Here is a 15,639-nt window from a genome sequence, read left to right as displayed (position 1 = left end):
TGGAGCGTTTCATGAGCACCACCCTCCTGCTGGCGCGCCACGGCCAGACCGTCTGGCACGCCGAGAACCGTTACGCGGGCGTGAGCGACGTCGCCCTCACCGGGACCGGGCGCGCCCAGGCCGAGGCGCTCGGCCGCTGGGCCGGCACCCATCCCGTCGACGCGATCTGGACGTCCACCGTCTCCCGCGCGATCGCCACCGCCGAACCCGCCTGCCGCGCCCTCGATCTCACCCCGCACCGCGAACCCGACCTGCGGGAATGCGACTTCGGGGTGCTGGAGGGCCGTACCCTCGCCGAGTTCGCGGCCGAGGACCCGAAGGCGGCGGAGGCCTTCCGCGCCGACCCCGTGGCCCACCCCTTTCCGGGCGCCGAGGACCCGGCGGCCGCGGCGCACCGGGGCGCCGTCGCCCTGCACCGCATCGCCGCCGCCCACGACGGCGAACGCGTCCTGGTCGTCGCCCACAACACCCTGCTCCGTCTGGTCCTGTGCGACCTGCTGTCCATCCCGCTGGGCGACTACCGCCGCGTCTTCCCGCAACTGCGGAACGCGGCGATCACGGAACTCCGTATGCACAGACGGGCCGTTGGGCTGATCTCGCTGAATGTCCCGTGCGAGCCCGACGGGGCGTAGGGGTACCTCGCAGAGAAGGTGACACTTTTCGGGAACCAATGCGGGGATTCGGTAGTCACGGGGTGCCTTTTCGCAATTGGCTGATCACGGCCGTGGATTCCGCCTGGGCGAACGAGCGTGGCCTGAAGTGATCGAACGCCCGTGGATGATGTGGCAAGAGGGCTCGACGTGAACGGGCAACCGCAGTCGGCGAGTTGTCACACCTGAAGCCGTCCGCTCCGGGCTCCGCGCCCTGTGGGATTCGCCCCCGCAACGGGGGCCGGACCAGTGGGCCTGCGTGCGCAGTGCGAGTGCAACTGGCGGATTATGAGCGGGAGTTCATGGGACCTTGTCTGCCGATCGGCGAGTACGGCGTGGGGTGAGCCGCTTTTCGGTCGTACATGTGATCTACAGTGATACATCTACGCCTTACGTCTCGGGGAGACTCATGAAGCGCAGATGGTCGCTCATCACAGCGATCACCGTACTGGCCGTCGCGCTGGCCTTTGTCGTCGTGCACCTGGTGCGCGCCCAGGGATCCGGGCAGGAGCAGGCCGGGGCGAAGCCGGCCGTCTCCGGTCCGGGCGCCGGGGCGCTGCGCGGCGTCGGGTGGTGGCCCCTGCACCGGTCCGGCACCGCGAAGGCGGGACAGCACGACGCCGTGACCCGCGGCGGCACGCAGTGGGCCGACGGTCCCACGGGCGGCGCCCTGCAGCTGGACGGCACCAGCGGATACGCCGAGACCGGCTCACGGCTCGACACCCGGGGCAAGGACTACTCGGTCGCCGCACGGGTGCGGATCACCGCCGACGACATGGACGGCTTCCACACCGCGGTGTCCCAGGACGGCGACGGGGTCAGCACGTTCTTCCTCCAGTACTCCGGGTCGGACCACAGCTTCGCGTTCAGCTTCTCCGGCGCCCGCACCCTCGCGCAGGCGGTCGGGAAGCCGCAGGCCGGCCGCTGGTACCACCTCACGGGCACCTACCGCCAGAACGACCACCTGATGCGGCTCTACGTCGACGGTCGGCTGGCGGGAAGCAGGGTGGCCACCAGTGGCGTGGAGCCCACCGGTGACGTGGTGATCGGACGCGCCAGGTTCAACGGGAAGCCGGCCGACTACTGGCAGGGCGACATCGCCGACGTGCACATCTACCAGCGGGAACTGACGTCCCGTGAGGTCCGGTCCCTGTCCTCCCGCGAGCCGCACTGACGGTGACGCCGGGGCGGGTTCACCGCCGCAGGCCGGCGGACACGCCGCACGGCGCGCACGACCGCTCGCGGCGGCCCCCGCCGGCTCTCCCGCAGCCGGCCGACCCGTCTGCTGCACAGACGACCGGAGAGGAACAGGCCTTTGCCGGCCAGCACTTCGAGCGGGGACCGGATACCCCGTCCCGCCCCGGTGGACTCCCGCCCCGACGACTTCCTCAGAGCCCTCTACCACTTCCACGGCACCGCATTGCTGCAGTTCGCCGCGCGGCGGCTGGAGGGTGACTGGCACCGCGCCGAAGACATCCTCCAGGAGGTCGCGATACGCGCCTGGCGGCACGCCGAGGAGATCGACCCGGCCGATGACTCGGCGCGACCGTGGCTGTTCACCGTGTTGCGCAATCTCGTCATCGACGGCCACCGGGCCCGTCAGGCCCGGCCACCGGAGGACGGCGACCCGGAACTCGTCCACCTGCCGGTCTCCGACGACGTGGACCACGTCCTCACCTCCCTGGTCCTCGTCGAGGCGATGCGGGATCTGCGGCCGGCGCAGCGCGAGGTCCTGCTGCACGTGCACTACCTGGGGCGCAGCGTCAACCAGACGGCCGAGATCCTCGGCGTTCCGCCGGGCACGGTCAAGTCGCGGACGCACTATGCGGCCCGCGCCCTGCGGGAGGCACTGCACCGCCGCGGGCTGCACATGGACGGCCTGGACATGGACGGCCTGGACCGCGAGGCCTGCTGAGACTCATGCGAAACGCCCCACATGCCGGGTGATCTCCAGGCCGAGCGGTCCGGTGTCGAGCGAGCCGTCGGCACCGGCCCGCCAGCGCCATCCCGCGGGTGCCTCACCGACCACCAGCAGCGCGTCCCCGCGCCGCAGAGCGGCCAACGCCCCTTCCCGCTGCGGGAGCTGCGAGGCGTCCACGACGAACAGGCGCGGCGCCTCGTCCTCGACGGCGGTCCGGCTGCTGCCCTCGATCACCCAGGAGACCTGGGTGACTTCGGCGTCGTCGGACTCCGGCCAACCCGGGGCCCCCTTGGCGAACGCCTCCCCCAGGGTGGCCGCGGTGTGCAGACGCGAGCTGCGCCGCGCGTCGCCGGCCACGAGCCCGTCGTCGGCAAGGGATCCCACCAGGGTGACCTCGGCGAGGGCTCCCACCGGGCCGGAGAGTGTCTCGACGACGAGGGCCCGCACCAGGCTGCGCACTTCCTCGTCCGGGCCCGTCACGGAGATCGGCCCCGTCGCCCGGGAGAGGTCGACCAGCACCCGCTCGGGCCCGTCCAGTCCCACGGTCACGGTCAGCGCGTACGGCAGGGCCGGCTCGCCCTCCGGACCGCGGCGGTGCAGGTCGTCGGGCGAGATCGTCCAGCGCTCGCCGTCCGCCTCGGCGGTCCAGGGCGCGGGGGCGGTCTCCTCCGCACCGGCCAGCAGCACTCCGAGCCGCTCCCCGGAGTAGACGACGGCGTACAGGTCCGGCAGCGACCGGCCGGAGCGCAGGCACTCGCCCGTCAGCCGGCGCAGGCCGGCGTCGACCACGTCCAGTGCCTGCCGTCCCACGACGGCGGCCGAGGCGGCGACGGGCTTCGGCGGGCGCGCCCGCCACTCGGTGACGACCAGCGCGGCCACCGCCCCGACCAGCGCCAGCCCCAGCACCACGGCCAGGACGTACCAGATCATCTTCTGACTCCTTGTCGGGACGCCCCGGCGACGGAGCCGGGACGGTCACAGGCGGGGGCGGCGGCGCGGCGACGTCGCGGCACCGTGCACCCAAAGGCCACTACGGGCCCGGCCTGCGGATGGTTCACCACGTGTTCGTGAACCATCCGCGGGCCCGCCCCGTAGGCCATTTCAGTGGCTCGGGAGCCGACTGGCATCAATCCCGCGGCCCCCGTTCACGCAGGCTGGAGGACGTTCCGTGTCGTTGATGTTGACCGTGGTGGAGGGGGACGGTGACGCGTTCGACGTCCACCTCGACGCCGACCCCGACACGCCCCTGAGCGCCGTCGCGGCGGCGCTGGCCGAGGCGGGCGGCGTCCACCGGCCCCCGGAGGGCCTCGGCCTGTACGCCGGCGACCGCCTGCTGCCGGCGGACCTGACGCTGCGGGACGCGCAGCTGCACCACGCGGCCGTCGTCGGCCTGGGCCGCCCGGCGGGCACCTCGTCGGCCGAACCGGACGGGCTGGTGGAGGTCCGTACGGTCGGCGGGACCGGGGCGGGCGCGGTGCGCCGGCTCGGCATCGGCGAGTACCGGATCGGGCTGGCAAACGACGGGACCGCCCAGGTGCTGGGCACCGTACCGGACCGTCCGTTCGCCGTCCTGACGGTGGGCCCCGGAGGGCGCTGCCGGGTGGCACCCGACGAGTCCGCGGACGGCGGCCCCCTGCAACTGGACCGCGAGGACCTCGCCGAGCCCACCGCCTGGGCGGTCGGCGAACAGCTCCTCGTCGGCGGCAGCCTGCTCGAACTCGCCCTGCCGGAGCGGCCGGACGCGGCCCTGCAGCCGTCCGAGGACGGCGCGGGCCAGGACTACAACAGACCGCCGCGGCTGCGGCCGCCGGTGAACGCCACCCGCTTCGTCCTGCCCTCCCCGCCCGCGGCGCCCGCCGCCCGCCCGATGCCGTGGATCACCGCGGCCGCGCCGCTGGTGATGGCGGGTGCGGGCGTGCTGGTCTTCGGCCGCCTGTCGATGCTGCTGTTCGGGCTGCTCTCCCCGGTCGCGATCCTCGGCAACTATCTGGTGAACCGGCGCAGCGGACGCCAGTCCCACGCGGATGCGGTCGCCGCCTACAAGGAGAAGAAGGCACGTATCGAGGGCGACGCGAAGCAGGCCCTGGCGGCCGAACGCACCGCCCGGCGCCGCGGTTTCCCGGACCCGGCCGAGGTCGTCCTGACCGCCGTCGGCCCCCGGCGCCGCCTGTGGGAACGCCGCACCACGGACGCCGACTTCCTGGAACTGCGTATCGGGACCGCCGACCTGCCCTCCGACGTGGTGCTCCAGGACCCGACCAAGGACGAACACCGCCGCCAGGACCCCTGGACCGCATACGACGTCCCGGTGACCGTTGCGCTGCGCGAGCACGACGTGCTGGGAATCGCCGGCGAGGGCCCGGCCGCGCGCGCCGTGGCACGGTGGGCGGTCGCCCAGGCCGCCGTCCTGCACAGCCCCCGTGACCTCCAGATCCACTTGCTGACGACCGGCGGCCCGGGCCGGGACGCCTGGTCCTGGCTGCGCTGGCTGCCGCACGTGCGCAAGAAGTCCGGCGACATCCCGGCCAGCATCGGCTACGGCACGGAGAGCTGCGCCCGGCGGGTCGCCGAACTGGCTGCGCTGATCGCCGAGCGCGCCGGCGGGGAGGACCGCCGCAGCCGGCCCGGCGGACCCGACGTGCTCGTCGTCCTCGACGGGGCCCGCAGGCTGCGTTCGCTGCCCGGCGTGGCGCAGATCCTGCGCGACGGACCGTCCGTCGGCGTTCGCGCGGTCTGCCTGGACGCCGAGGAGCGGCTGCTGCCCGAGGAGTGTCACGCCGTCGTCGTCGAGGAGCCCGGCGGAACCGTGCGGGTGGGACGCTCCGGGAAGGGCACCATCGGCGGCATCCGGCCCGACGGGGTGTCCCTGGACTGGTGCCGTTCGCTGGCCCGGGCGATGGGCCCGCTGCGGGACCCGGGCGGGGCCGACGAGGAGGCCGCGGTGCTCCCCGGTGCCGCGCGGCTGCTCGACGTGCTCGCCCTCGACCCGCCGCAGGCCGCCGGTATCCGGGCGCGCTGGGCGGCCGGGGGCCGCTCGACCCGGGCGGCCGTCGGCGTCTCCCTGGACGGCCCGTTCTTCCTGGACCTGCGGCGCGACGGCCCGCACGCGCTGGTCGCCGGTACCACCGGATCCGGCAAGTCCGAACTCCTCCAGACGCTGGTCGCCTCGCTCGCGGTGGCGAACCGTCCGGACGCGATGACGTTCGTCCTCGTCGACTACAAGGGCGGCTCCGCGTTCAAGGACTGCGTGGACCTGCCGCACACCGTCGGCATGGTCACCGACCTCGACGCCCACCTCGTCGAGCGGGCCCTGGTGTCCCTCACGGCGGAACTCACCCGGCGCGAGCACGTCCTCGCCGAGGCCGGTGCCAAGGACATCGAGGACTACGTCGAGCTGCTGGAGCGCAACCCGGCCGGCCGCACCCCGATGCCCCGGCTGCTCATCGTCATCGACGAGTTCGCCTCGATGGTGCGTGACCTGCCGGACTTCGTGAAGGGCCTGGTCAACATCGCACAGCGGGGCCGCAGCCTCGGCATCCATCTGATCCTGGCGACGCAGCGCCCCAGTGGCGTCGTCTCTTCGGAGATCCGCGCCAACACCAATCTGCGCATCGCGCTCCGGGTGACGGACGCCGGCGAGAGCCAGGACGTCCTCAACTCGCCCGAGGCCGCGTCGATCTCGCAGAGCACACCCGGCCGCGCCTATGTGCGCCTGGGCCAGAACTCCCTCGTGCCGTTCCAGTCCGGACGGGTCGGCGGCCGTCGGCCCGGCGCCACGGCGAGCTCGCTGCCGGCCCCCTGGGCGGTGGTGGTCGGCTGGGAGCGGCTCGGCGAACCGCTCCCGCCGCGGCCCCGCGCGGTGGCCGCCCCCGCCGAGGTGGAGACCGACCTCGCCGGACTCGTCACGGCGATCCGCGAGGCGGACCGGGAGATGGGCATCCCCGCGCAGCACAGCCCCTGGCTGCCGCCGCTGCCCGAGCAGCTGGTCACCGGCGAACTGCCGCCTGCCCCGCCCTCGGACTACGACCTCGCGCCCGTCGCGTACGGTGTGGTGGACCTGCCCGCCCAGCAGGCCCGCCGCCCCCTGGTGATCGACCCCGCCACCCTCGGGCACCTGCACATCATCGGCTCGCCCCGGCAGGGCAGGTCGCAGACGCTGCGCACCATCGCCGGCACCCTGGCCCACGCACACGCCCCGGACCGGCTGCACATGTACGGCATCGACTGCGGCAACGGCGCCCTGCTGGCGATGGAGGGGCTGCCGCACTGCGGCGCCGTCACCCAGCGCACCCAGCCCGACCGGGTGGCCAGGCTGCTCGCCCGGCTGACGGCGGAGCTCGCCCGGCGCCAGGAGCTGCTCGCCGCCCACGGCAGTGCCGACCTGCCGGAGCTGCGCCGCAGCCTGCCGGAGGATGAACGGCCGCCGCACATCGTGCTCTTCATCGACCGCTGGGAGGTCTTCGACAAGCAGCTCGGCGAGTACGACGCCGGGAACCTGCTGAACGCCGTACTGACCCTGCTCCGGGACGGCGGGAGCGTCGGCATCCACCTGGTCGTGACCGGCGACCGGGCGCTGTTCTCCAGCCGGGTCAACGGCTCCACCGAGGACAAGCTCGTGCTGAAGCTGAACGAGAAGTCCGAGTACGCCATGATCGGGATCACCCAGCGGAACGTGCCCGACGAGATCCCGCCGGGCCGCGCCTTCCGCGCCGCCGACAAGGCGGAGGTGCAGATCGCACTCCTCACGGACAACCCGGAGGGCCAGGCGCAGGCCGCGGCGCTCCAGCGGATCGCCGAGCAGTGCCGCCGGCACGCGGTCCACCTGCCGGCCGCCACCCGGCCCTTCCGCGTCGACACCCTGCCGGACCGGCTCAGCTGGGAGGAGGCGGTCCGGTACGTGCCGCAGCCGCTGAAGTCCGCACGCTGGGCCCTGGCCGGTGTCGGCGGCGACGAACTCACCGCGTTCGGACCGGACTTCGGCCTTACGCCGACCTTCCTCGTCGCCGGCCCCGCCCGCTCGGGCCGCAGCACCGTCCTGGCGACGCTGGCACTCTCGCTGCTGTCGGTCGGGATGCCCGTCGTCGTCGGTGCTCCCGCCAGGTCGCCGTTGCGCCGCCTCGCCGGACGGCCCGGCGTCCTCGCGGTGTTCGACGAGTCCGACATCGACCCCATCGCGCTGGAAGAGGCACTGGCGTCCTCGCCGAAGGGGGCGGTGGTGCTCCTGGACGACGGCGACCTGCTGCTGAAGACGAAGGCCGAGTCCGTCCTCACCCGGATCGCCAAGTCCGGTACCGAGACCCGCCGGGGTCTGGTGATCGCCGGGCAGACCGACCGGCTCTCCTCCGGGTTCTCCGGCTGGCACACCGAGGCCCGCCGCCACCGGTGCGGACTGCTGCTGAAGCCGCAGAACATGAGCGACGGCGAACTCATCGGCGTCAAGGTGCCCCGCAGCCGTCTGGGCGCGACCCGCCCGGGCCGGGCGATCCTGCACCTGGGCGACGGCGTGCTGCGCACCGTCCAGGTCCCGGAGACGGTGCTTCCGAAGGCCGTGGACTGACCGGTCGTCCACTCGGATCGAGGGCTCCCGCCGGTGACGCGGCGGGAGCCCTCAGCCGTGGACGGTGCCGTGACTGCGGCTCACGGCCCGGAGCCCGGCGAGCGGCCTCACACGTCCACAGCCCCGCCCGGCGCGTGTCCGCTGAACTCGATGGGCCCGTAGATGAGGCCGCCGATGCCGGTGATGAGCCCCAGCCCGTTCAGTATGCCGTCCAGCACCGACAGCCCCGGCCGGGCACCGCTCACTACGATGGCGGGGATGGCGACACTGGCCCCCCCTCCTACGAAGTCGAGCTCAATCACCGGTGGCCTCTCGAAGGTTCCCACCGGATACCACTTCTTGAAGAGGTTCTTGATCCACTGCCCCAGGCCGACCTTCCCCAGGGCGCCGATGCCCTTACCGGCGATGACGGCGACCCCTCCCGCGGCGAGCCCCACCACTCCCAGGACAATGCCCACGATGTCCCAGTGCCCGGTATCGATCCCCTTCCCGATGGTGAGGCCCAGCGAAGCGGCCCCGAAGGCAAGAGCGCCGATGGTGAGAGCGATGCCGATGGGGCCGGCGACGAACATGGCGATGACACCGAGAACGGCTCCGATGACGGAGAAGACCTGGTTCAGGATGTCCCCGATCTTGTCCCAGAAGCTCTTCCCCTTGACCGCCTCGCCCTCGGCCTCCTCCAGCTCGCGCTTGGCCACACCCGCGTCGGAAGTGCGGAGTTCCTGAGCGTCGAGGGCCAGCAGCCGGGCGGCCTCCAGATCCGCCTGAGCCGACTCGACGGACTGCGCGGCGGACTGGTCCGCCTGCTGTGCATCGGCCAGGGCACGCCGGGCGTTGCTCCGGGCCGCCTCGTCGTCGGGCGGCGGGGCCTCCGCACTGTCGAGGCTCTTCAGATGGGCGCTCGCCGCGGACGCCACCGAGATGGCCGAGTCCAGCCGTTGTTTCGCCTCGCGGCCCGTTTCCAGCGCCCGGTCCGCCTGGTCCTGGCTCTCCCGGAGGCGGATGGCGTACTTCGCGATCGCGTCGGCGGCCGCCTCGTAGGACGACTGGAGCTTGCCCACCTGCGTGGGCAGTTCTTTGAGCTGCGTCCGCAGCGCCTCCATGGACTTGCCCTCGCCGAGCTCGTCGGAGTCCAGCCGGGCGACGACGGAGTGGGCGGACTGGGCGTCGTTGGAGATGGACCGGTATTCCGAGGCGAGTTTCTCAAGAATCTCGGGGTCGCCGGGTGTCGGGTCCGACGAGAAGCCGAACACCGATTCCCAGTCGGCCTGCGGTGGCCGTGCCATGTCCCGCCCTCACTTCTCGTTCTCGGCGCCGGCGACGGCGTCCTGGGGAGGGTCCTCGGGGTCGTGGAACCGGAAGGTCCCGGCGACGGCGTCGAACACCTCGAAGAACTTCTCCGCCAAGCTGATGTTGGGCGTCGTACTGGCGAGGATCATCAGGTCCCGGCTCGACGGCACGGGGATCACCACCTGGTGCACGGCGGTGCGGATCGTGGCCTGCCCGAAGTAGTCGAAGTCCTCGAGCGAGGTCATCCGCCCCACGCTGCCCACCTCGGGCAGTTCCATGATCTCCACGCGGTTCAGGTCGGAACCCCGCCCGACCGAGGTCCGGCTGTTCTGCACGCCCGCGGCGAGCATCATCTGTGGCAGGTCGGTCGGCTCGCCCTCGGGGATCCGGGTCCGCAGCACCATCGCCGTGGCGTTCAGCGTGCTGCCGTCCGCGAGGAACCCGAGCAGGTAGCCGACCTGCAGGGCGCCCTGGGCGTAGGCTTCGCGCGCGCTCTTGCGGGTGTCCCGGATCAGGGCGTCCACCCGCTCGCGCTCGACCTCCACGCCCTTCGCCTGCTCCTCGATGCGGCGCCGGATTGCCACATCCCTGGTGTTCGGGTCGAGGTCGAGGTGCGACCAACTGGACGGATATTTCAGCGTGTAGCGCGCCGGAGCGCCCGACGGCCGCTCATCAGAAGGCAGCAGCCGCGGCCGCCCGTCCCCGTCCTGTACCTCAAGCGGGTTCATCCATAGCCTTTGCAGCTTCGTTGTCCGTGTCGGTGAAGTTGTCGACGATGCCCTGCGCGGCCTTCTTGAACGTGTCCACGTTCTCCTGGACCCGTTCGTGGCCGGCCGACCATGCGTGGTCGAAACCGTTGACGGCCGAGATCAGACCGGAGTCGCCCACATCGTCCTCCGAACCGACATTGCTCAACTTCGCGGTCTTGTCGATCCGTTCGCGGATGTCCTGCAGCGCGGCCATGGTGTCGGCGAGTTCGTCCACCGGTATGTGAATGCGCGACATGACGCCCCTTTCTCTCCCCGCACAGGCCGGGTTCCGTGGCACCGGAACGTCACGGAACCCGGCCGTGGCCAAGAAGTCAGCCGATGGCGCCGGACGTCTGGTCGTCGGTGTCGACGAACGCGTCGGCGACCTGCTTGATGAACTCGCTGACGCCCTGAAGGCCCTCGATCGCCTTCTCGGTGCCGTTCTTGTACTCCTCCCAGAACGGACGGAACTTGCTCTCGGAGCCCGGCGTCGCGTAGGCCGCCTCGACCATCTCGTCCATCTTGGTGTTGGCCTCGTGGAGGCTCTGCTGCATCAGTTCCTTCTGGTGCTGCAGCCAGGTCGACGCCTCCCGCATCTCGTCCGGGCTGATCTTGATGTTGCCGCCGGCCATGTCGGTTCCTTCTCTCGTTCCGGATCGCCGCGGCCGCTCGGCCGCTCACACCCGGCTCTACGGGGCACCTGCCTGGGCGGTTCATGCCTGTTGCGGAACGGTGACGAAAGCGGCAGGCCACGGGCGCCGGGCGACTGGTGTCAAGCGGGCCTTCCCGGCCATGCCGGTTCGTCGTGGAGGGCGTCGAGGCCGCCGGCAGGGAGACGGCCCGAGGCATGACACAAGGAAGGCCCTGGCGAGTCACGTCCTCGCGAGGGCCTTCCTCTTCATCCGCCTGCCCCGTGAAAGGTGAGAAGACGATCACGAGCAGGACGCTTCATGTATGCCTTACGGCGCGAGCAGCAAGACATCCGCGCGGGACCTGGCCGCCTCGTAACGCCGCGCCACGTCCTGCCAGTTGACGACCCGCCACATCGCCTCGACGAAGTCCACCTTCTGGTTGCGGTACTGGAGGTAGAAGGCGTGCTCCCAGGCGTCGAAGACGAGGATCGGCACCGAGCCCTGCCCGACATTGCCCTGGTGGTCGTAGACCTGCTCGACGACGAGCCGACCGCTCAGCGGCTCGTACGCGAGGACGCCCCAGCCCGAGCCCTGGGTGGTGGCGGCGGCCTTCGACAGCTGCGCCCGGAAGCCGGCGAACGACCCGAAGGACTCGGCGATCGCGTCCGCGAGGTCGCCCACCCCGTCCGCCGCCAGCGGCTCACCGCCGCCGTCACCCGTCATGTTCCGCCAGTAGATCGAGTGCAGGATGTGCCCGGACAGATGGAAGGCCAGGTTCTTCTCCAGCCCGTTGACCGCCGCCCACGACTCCTTGTCCCGTGCCTCCGCGAGCTGCTCCAGCGTGTCGTTGGCGCCCTTCACATACGCGGCATGGTGCTTGTCGTGGTGCAGCTCGATGATCTCGGGACTGATCACGGGCGCGAGTGCGGAGTAGTCGTACGGCAGGTCAGGAAGCGTGTAGACGGGCATGGGGGTCCCCTCCGGAACTCTTATTGCAAGTAACTTGCAACTACAACTCAACGCTAACAATAAAAAGCCCCCGTGTGTACACGGGGGCTTCTTCGTGAGGCGGCCGTCGTCAGCGCCTGGCCCGTTGCCAGGCGTACCCCACCGCCGCCAGGACGGCCGTCATCCCGCCGGTGTAGTAGAGCTGCACCCGGGTGCCGGGCTCCCGGGCCATCAGGACGAAGATCGCCGCCATGCCCGCCAGCGCCACCCAGGTCAGCCACGGGAACGCCCACATCCGGACCACCAGCTTCTCGGGCGCCTCCCGGTTCAGCCGGGCACGCAACCGCAGCTGGCTGACCGCGATGAAGCCCCAGACGACCAGGATCACCCCGCCGATCATGTTCAGCAGCCAGGGAAAGACGTCGTCCGGGCGCCAGTAGCTCAGGACGACACAGACGAAGCCGAAGACGGAGGAGGCGAGGACGGCGATCCGCGGGACGCCGCCCGACAGCCGGCCCAGCACCTTCGGGCCCTGGCCGCGCTCGACGAGGGAGTAGGCGATGCGCGAGGAGCCGTAGATGTTGGCGTTCATGGCGGAGAGCAGGGCGACCAGGACGACCACGTTCATGAGCTGCCCGGCGCCCGGGATGCCGAGGTGGTCGAGGGCGGCGACGTACGGGCCCTTCTCGACGACCTCCTTCGAGTCCCAGGGGACGAGCGTCACGACGACCGCCATCGAGCCGATGTAGAACAGCGCGATGCGCCACATCGCGGTGCGGACGGCGCTCGCCACGCCCCGCACCGGGTCCTGCGACTCGGCCGCCGCGATGGTGACGGTCTCCAGGCCGCCGTACGCGAAGATCGAGGCGAGCACTCCGACGATCAGGCCCTCGCTGCCGTTCGGCAGGAACTCGGTCAGGTTCGCCGTGCCCGGGGCGTCCGTGCCGGGGAGCACACCCGCGATGGCGAGCACGCCCAGCACCAGGAACAGGCTGATCGCGCCGACCTTCAGGGCCGCGAACCAGAACTCGAACTCGCCGAAGTTCTTCACGGCGGCCAGGTTCGCGACACAGAACACGACCATGAACAGGGCCACCCAGCCCCACTCGGGTGTGTGCGGCAGCCAGCCCGTCACGATCTTCGCGGCACCGATGCCCTCCAGGCCGACGGCCGTGCACAGGAGCACCCAGAAGGACCAGCCGGCGGTGAAGCCCGCCCATGGCCCGATCGCCCGTTCCGCATGCGCCGAGAACGAACCCGACGACGGATACGCGGCCGACATCTCGCCCAGCATCCGCATCACCAGCATCACGAGGAGACCGGAGAGCGTGTAGGCGACGACGATGGAAGGTCCGGCGGCGGCGATACCCGCGCCGGAGCCTACGAACAGACCGGCGCCGATGACCCCGCCGAGGGCGATCATCGACAGGTGGCGCTGCTTGAGGCCGTGGGACAGGGTGGCGTCGGCGTGCGCCTGCGGCGGCGACTCGACCTCGGTGGTGCTGCTGGGCATGGGCGCGGCTCGTCCAGTCCATGAGATGGGCAAAAACGCCCACAGTCTGGGCAGCCTCTCCGGTCAGGAGGAGAGGCTGCCCATTATCCGGACACTACCGCTACATGCTGTGACTACGCGGCTACGGACGCCACGGATGTGTAGTGCGAGGCGTCGCCCTGTATCGAGTAGCTCTCCTTGCCCTCGATGCCGACCGGGACGTCACCGGCGACGGTCACGCGGTGCAGGCGGCGCGGCAGACCGTCGTAGTTGTCGACGGCGTAGTGCTGCGTGATGCGGTTGTCGAAGAGGACGAGCTGGTTCTCCGACCAGCGGTGGCGCAGGATGTTCTCCGGCCGGGTGACATACGCCTGGAGCAGGTCGAGGATCTTGCGCGACTCGCCCGGCGACAGACCGACGATGCGCTGCGCGAACCCGCCGATGAACAGTCCGCGCTCCCCGGTCAGCGGGTGCACGCGCACCACGGGGTGGACCGTGCGGTACTTGATCGACGTGAACTGGGCGCGCTGGGCGGCCTGCTGCTCGTCGAGCTCCTCCTCCGCTACGGCGTAGTCGTAGTCGTTGGTGTGCTCCGCCCACAGAGTGTCCGCCAACTGGCGCAGCGAGTCGGGCAGTTGGCGGTAGGCGGCCGCGGAGCTGGCGATCAGGGTCTCGCCGCCGTACGGCGGGACCGTGAGGGAGCGCAGGGTGCTGGCCTGCGGCGGGTTCAGGACGAAGGTGACGTCCGTGTGCCAGTGGTTGGCGGCGCGGCCGCGCTCACTGTCGACGGGCAGGACGTTCGGGACGCCGTCCACGGAGGAGACCGTCGGATGGGCGGTGGTGACGTCACCGAGGTGGCGGACGAAGGCCTGCTGGCCGGCGTCGTCGAGGTGCACGTCGTCGAAGACGAGCGCCTTGTGGACGTTGAGGGCCTCGCGGATCGCGGCGGCCGTCTCCTCGTCGAGGGGCTTGGAGATGTCGACGCCGGAGATGCGGGCGCCGATGTGGGCGGTGACCTTCTGGATTTCGATGACTGACATGGGTGGCCGGTCCTTTCAGACGAGGGCGGGTTCCTGAGGGGCGTACTGGTTGGCGGGGCGGGGGAGGCCGTAGCGCTCCCGGAGGGTCTGGCGGGGGCCGTACTCGCTCCGGAGCAGACCGCGGGCGCGGAGGATCGGGACGACCTGGTCGACGAAGGTCTCGAGCCCGGAGGGCAGCACGGCGGGCATGATGTTGAACCCGTCGGCGGCGCCCTGCGTGAACCACGTCTCGATCGCGTCGGCGACCTGCTCGGGCGTGCCCGCGAAGGTGAGGTGGCCGCGTCCGCCGCCGAGCCGGCCGATCAGCTGCCGGACGGTGAGACGCTCGCGCCGGGCGAGTTCGACGACGAGCGTGTAGCGGCTCTTGGCACCCTCGATCGCGTCCTCGGGCGGCAGGTCGGACGGCAGTCGGGCGTCCAGTTCCAGCGTCCCCTCCGGGAGTTGGAGAAGCCGCTCCAGCCGGTCCACGCCGTGCGTGTACACGATGTGGTCCTCCAGGACCTGCTCGTTCGCCCGCGCCTCGGCCTCCGTCGACCCGATGACCGGCACGATCCCGGGCAGCACCTTGATGTGCCCGGGATCCCGGCCGGCCGTCGCCGTACGGGACTTGAGGTCGGCGTAGAAGGCCCGGGCGTCGGCCAGGGTCTGCTGCGCGGTGAACACCGCCTCCGCGTACCGCGCCGCGAACGCCTTCCCGTCCTCGCTCGAACCCGCCTGCACGAGCAGTGGGTAACCCTGCGGCGAACGGGGCACATTGAGCGCGCCCTCGACGCTGAAGTACGTCCCCTGGTGCCGGGGCGGATGGATCTTCGTGTCGTCGCCCCAGACGCCGGCGGCCTTGTCGCCGACGACGGCGTCGTCCTCCCAGCTGTCCCAGAGCTTCAGCGCCACGTCGAGGAACTCGGCGGCGCGGGCGTACCGGTCCGCGTGGGCGGGCTCGTGCTCCAGACCGAAGTTGCGCGCGGCCTCGGCACCCGCCGTGGTGACGATGTTCCAGCCCGCCCGGCCGCCGCTGATGATGTCCAGGGAGGCGAACTTGCGGGCCAGGTTGTAGGGGGAGTTGTACGAGGTGGAGGCGGTGGCGATCAGCCCGATGTGCTCGGTGGCCGTCGCCAGCGCGGTCAGCAGGGTCAGCGGCTCCAGGGCGCCCGCGGGGCGCTGGGCGAGACTGCCCCACAGCTGCGGCCCGTCGGCGAGAAAGAGCGAGTCGAAGGTTCCGCGTTCGGCGATCCTGGCGAGCCGCACATAGTGGCCCAGCTCGACGTGCGCGTACGGATCGCTTTCGGGAAGCCGCCAGGAGGCTTCGTGATGGCCGGTGTTCATGAGGAAGGCGTTGAGGTGGAGCTGGCGGGGCATGGGG

At 71.4% G+C, this 15,639-nt stretch carries 13 protein-coding genes; 4 read left to right on the top strand and 9 right to left on the bottom strand.

Annotated features, from left to right (window positions below; genetic code table 11):
- Window positions 1-11: 11 nt before the first annotated feature.
- The 3 genes from EDD92_RS17235 to EDD92_RS17225 all read left to right on the top strand — a co-directional run bounded on the left by EDD92_RS17235 (window position 12) and on the right by EDD92_RS17225 (window position 2,565).
- Window positions 12-632: a histidine phosphatase family protein gene (locus EDD92_RS17235; protein ID WP_123965142.1), complete on the top strand. Its 621-nt coding sequence runs from the start codon at window positions 12-14 to the stop codon at window positions 630-632.
- Between the two features lie 427 nt (window positions 633-1,059).
- Window positions 1,060-1,824 carry a LamG domain-containing protein gene (locus EDD92_RS17230; protein WP_123965141.1) on the top strand — a complete coding sequence of 255 codons (765 nt, stop codon included), beginning with the start codon at window positions 1,060-1,062 and terminating at the stop codon, window positions 1,822-1,824.
- Window positions 1,825-1,965: 141 nt separating this feature from the next.
- The gene (locus EDD92_RS17225) at window positions 1,966-2,565 is read left to right on the top strand and encodes a sigma-70 family RNA polymerase sigma factor (protein WP_123965140.1); all 600 of its coding nucleotides are present in this window, start codon (window positions 1,966-1,968) and stop codon (window positions 2,563-2,565) included.
- 3 nt (window positions 2,566-2,568) lie between these two features.
- Here the strand turns inward: EDD92_RS17225 and EDD92_RS17220 are convergent, their stop codons facing one another.
- Window positions 2,569-3,501 (bottom strand): hypothetical protein, encoded by a 933-nt coding sequence (locus EDD92_RS17220; protein WP_123965139.1) that lies wholly within the window; start codon window positions 3,499-3,501, stop codon window positions 2,569-2,571.
- A 247-nt stretch (window positions 3,502-3,748) separates the two neighbouring features.
- Here EDD92_RS17220 and EDD92_RS17215 point away from each other — a divergent pair, with 247 nt between their 5' ends.
- The gene (locus tag EDD92_RS17215) at window positions 3,749-8,128 is read left to right on the top strand and encodes an FtsK/SpoIIIE domain-containing protein (protein ID WP_123970428.1); all 4,380 of its coding nucleotides are present in this window, start codon (window positions 3,749-3,751) and stop codon (window positions 8,126-8,128) included.
- 107 nt (window positions 8,129-8,235) lie between these two features.
- On the opposite strand, the gene EDD92_RS17210 is transcribed toward EDD92_RS17215, so the two are convergent.
- The 8 genes from EDD92_RS17210 to EDD92_RS17175 all read right to left on the bottom strand — a co-directional run bounded on the left by EDD92_RS17210 (window position 8,236) and on the right by EDD92_RS17175 (window position 15,635).
- Window positions 8,236-9,414: a putative T7SS-secreted protein gene (locus tag EDD92_RS17210; protein ID WP_123965138.1), complete on the bottom strand. Its 1,179-nt coding sequence runs from the start codon at window positions 9,412-9,414 to the stop codon at window positions 8,236-8,238.
- A 9-nt stretch (window positions 9,415-9,423) separates the two neighbouring features.
- On the bottom strand, window positions 9,424-10,146 hold the full coding sequence (locus EDD92_RS17205) for a hypothetical protein (protein ID WP_123965137.1): 723 nt from the start codon (window positions 10,144-10,146) through the stop codon (window positions 9,424-9,426).
- Entirely contained in the window at window positions 10,133-10,402 is a 270-nt protein-coding gene (locus EDD92_RS17200; protein WP_260326570.1) for a hypothetical protein, read from the bottom strand. The genes EDD92_RS17205 and EDD92_RS17200 overlap by 14 nt, the downstream gene beginning before the upstream one ends.
- 97 nt (window positions 10,403-10,499) lie before the next feature.
- Entirely contained in the window at window positions 10,500-10,799 is a 300-nt protein-coding gene (locus EDD92_RS17195; protein WP_030934419.1) for a WXG100 family type VII secretion target, read from the bottom strand.
- A gap of 327 nt (window positions 10,800-11,126) precedes the next feature.
- Window positions 11,127-11,768, bottom strand: a complete 642-nt coding sequence (locus EDD92_RS17190; protein WP_123965135.1) for a superoxide dismutase — start codon at window positions 11,766-11,768, stop codon at window positions 11,127-11,129.
- A 109-nt stretch (window positions 11,769-11,877) separates the two neighbouring features.
- On the bottom strand, window positions 11,878-13,260 hold the full coding sequence (locus tag EDD92_RS17185; RefSeq protein ID WP_123965134.1) for an amino acid permease: 1,383 nt from the start codon (window positions 13,258-13,260) through the stop codon (window positions 11,878-11,880).
- Between the two features lie 113 nt (window positions 13,261-13,373).
- A complete protein-coding gene (locus EDD92_RS17180; RefSeq protein WP_123965133.1) occupies window positions 13,374-14,279 on the bottom strand; it encodes a TauD/TfdA family dioxygenase in 906 nt (301 codons plus the stop codon).
- A 15-nt stretch (window positions 14,280-14,294) separates the two neighbouring features.
- Window positions 14,295-15,635 carry an LLM class flavin-dependent oxidoreductase gene (locus tag EDD92_RS17175; protein ID WP_123965132.1) on the bottom strand — a complete coding sequence of 447 codons (1,341 nt, stop codon included), beginning with the start codon at window positions 15,633-15,635 and terminating at the stop codon, window positions 14,295-14,297.
- Between the last annotated feature and the right edge of the window lie 4 nt (window positions 15,636-15,639).

It is taken from the genome of Streptomyces sp. TLI_185 (assembly GCF_003814765.1).
GTDB lineage: Bacteria > Actinomycetota > Actinomycetes > Streptomycetales > Streptomycetaceae > Streptomyces.
Note: the sequence above shows the minus strand (reverse complement) of the source record. Positions and strands in the feature narration are given on the sequence as shown.

Coding starts and splice junctions, on each gene's coding strand:
- EDD92_RS17185 (WP_123965134.1), bottom strand. CDS start 13,260: ATGCCCAGCAGCACCACCGAGGTCGAGTCGCCGCCGCAGGCGCACGCC.
- EDD92_RS17195 (WP_030934419.1), bottom strand. CDS start 10,799: ATGGCCGGCGGCAACATCAAGATCAGCCCGGACGAGATGCGGGAGGCG.
- EDD92_RS17235 (WP_123965142.1), top strand. CDS start 12: ATGAGCACCACCCTCCTGCTGGCGCGCCACGGCCAGACCGTCTGGCAC.
- EDD92_RS17205 (WP_123965137.1), bottom strand. CDS start 10,146: ATGAACCCGCTTGAGGTACAGGACGGGGACGGGCGGCCGCGGCTGCTG.
- EDD92_RS17180 (WP_123965133.1), bottom strand. CDS start 14,279: ATGTCAGTCATCGAAATCCAGAAGGTCACCGCCCACATCGGCGCCCGC.
- EDD92_RS17220 (WP_123965139.1), bottom strand. CDS start 3,501: ATGATCTGGTACGTCCTGGCCGTGGTGCTGGGGCTGGCGCTGGTCGGG.
- EDD92_RS17215 (WP_123970428.1), top strand. CDS start 3,749: ATGTTGACCGTGGTGGAGGGGGACGGTGACGCGTTCGACGTCCACCTC.
- EDD92_RS17210 (WP_123965138.1), bottom strand. CDS start 9,414: ATGGCACGGCCACCGCAGGCCGACTGGGAATCGGTGTTCGGCTTCTCG.
- EDD92_RS17190 (WP_123965135.1), bottom strand. CDS start 11,768: ATGCCCGTCTACACGCTTCCTGACCTGCCGTACGACTACTCCGCACTC.
- EDD92_RS17175 (WP_123965132.1), bottom strand. CDS start 15,635: ATGCCCCGCCAGCTCCACCTCAACGCCTTCCTCATGAACACCGGCCAT.
- EDD92_RS17230 (WP_123965141.1), top strand. CDS start 1,060: ATGAAGCGCAGATGGTCGCTCATCACAGCGATCACCGTACTGGCCGTC.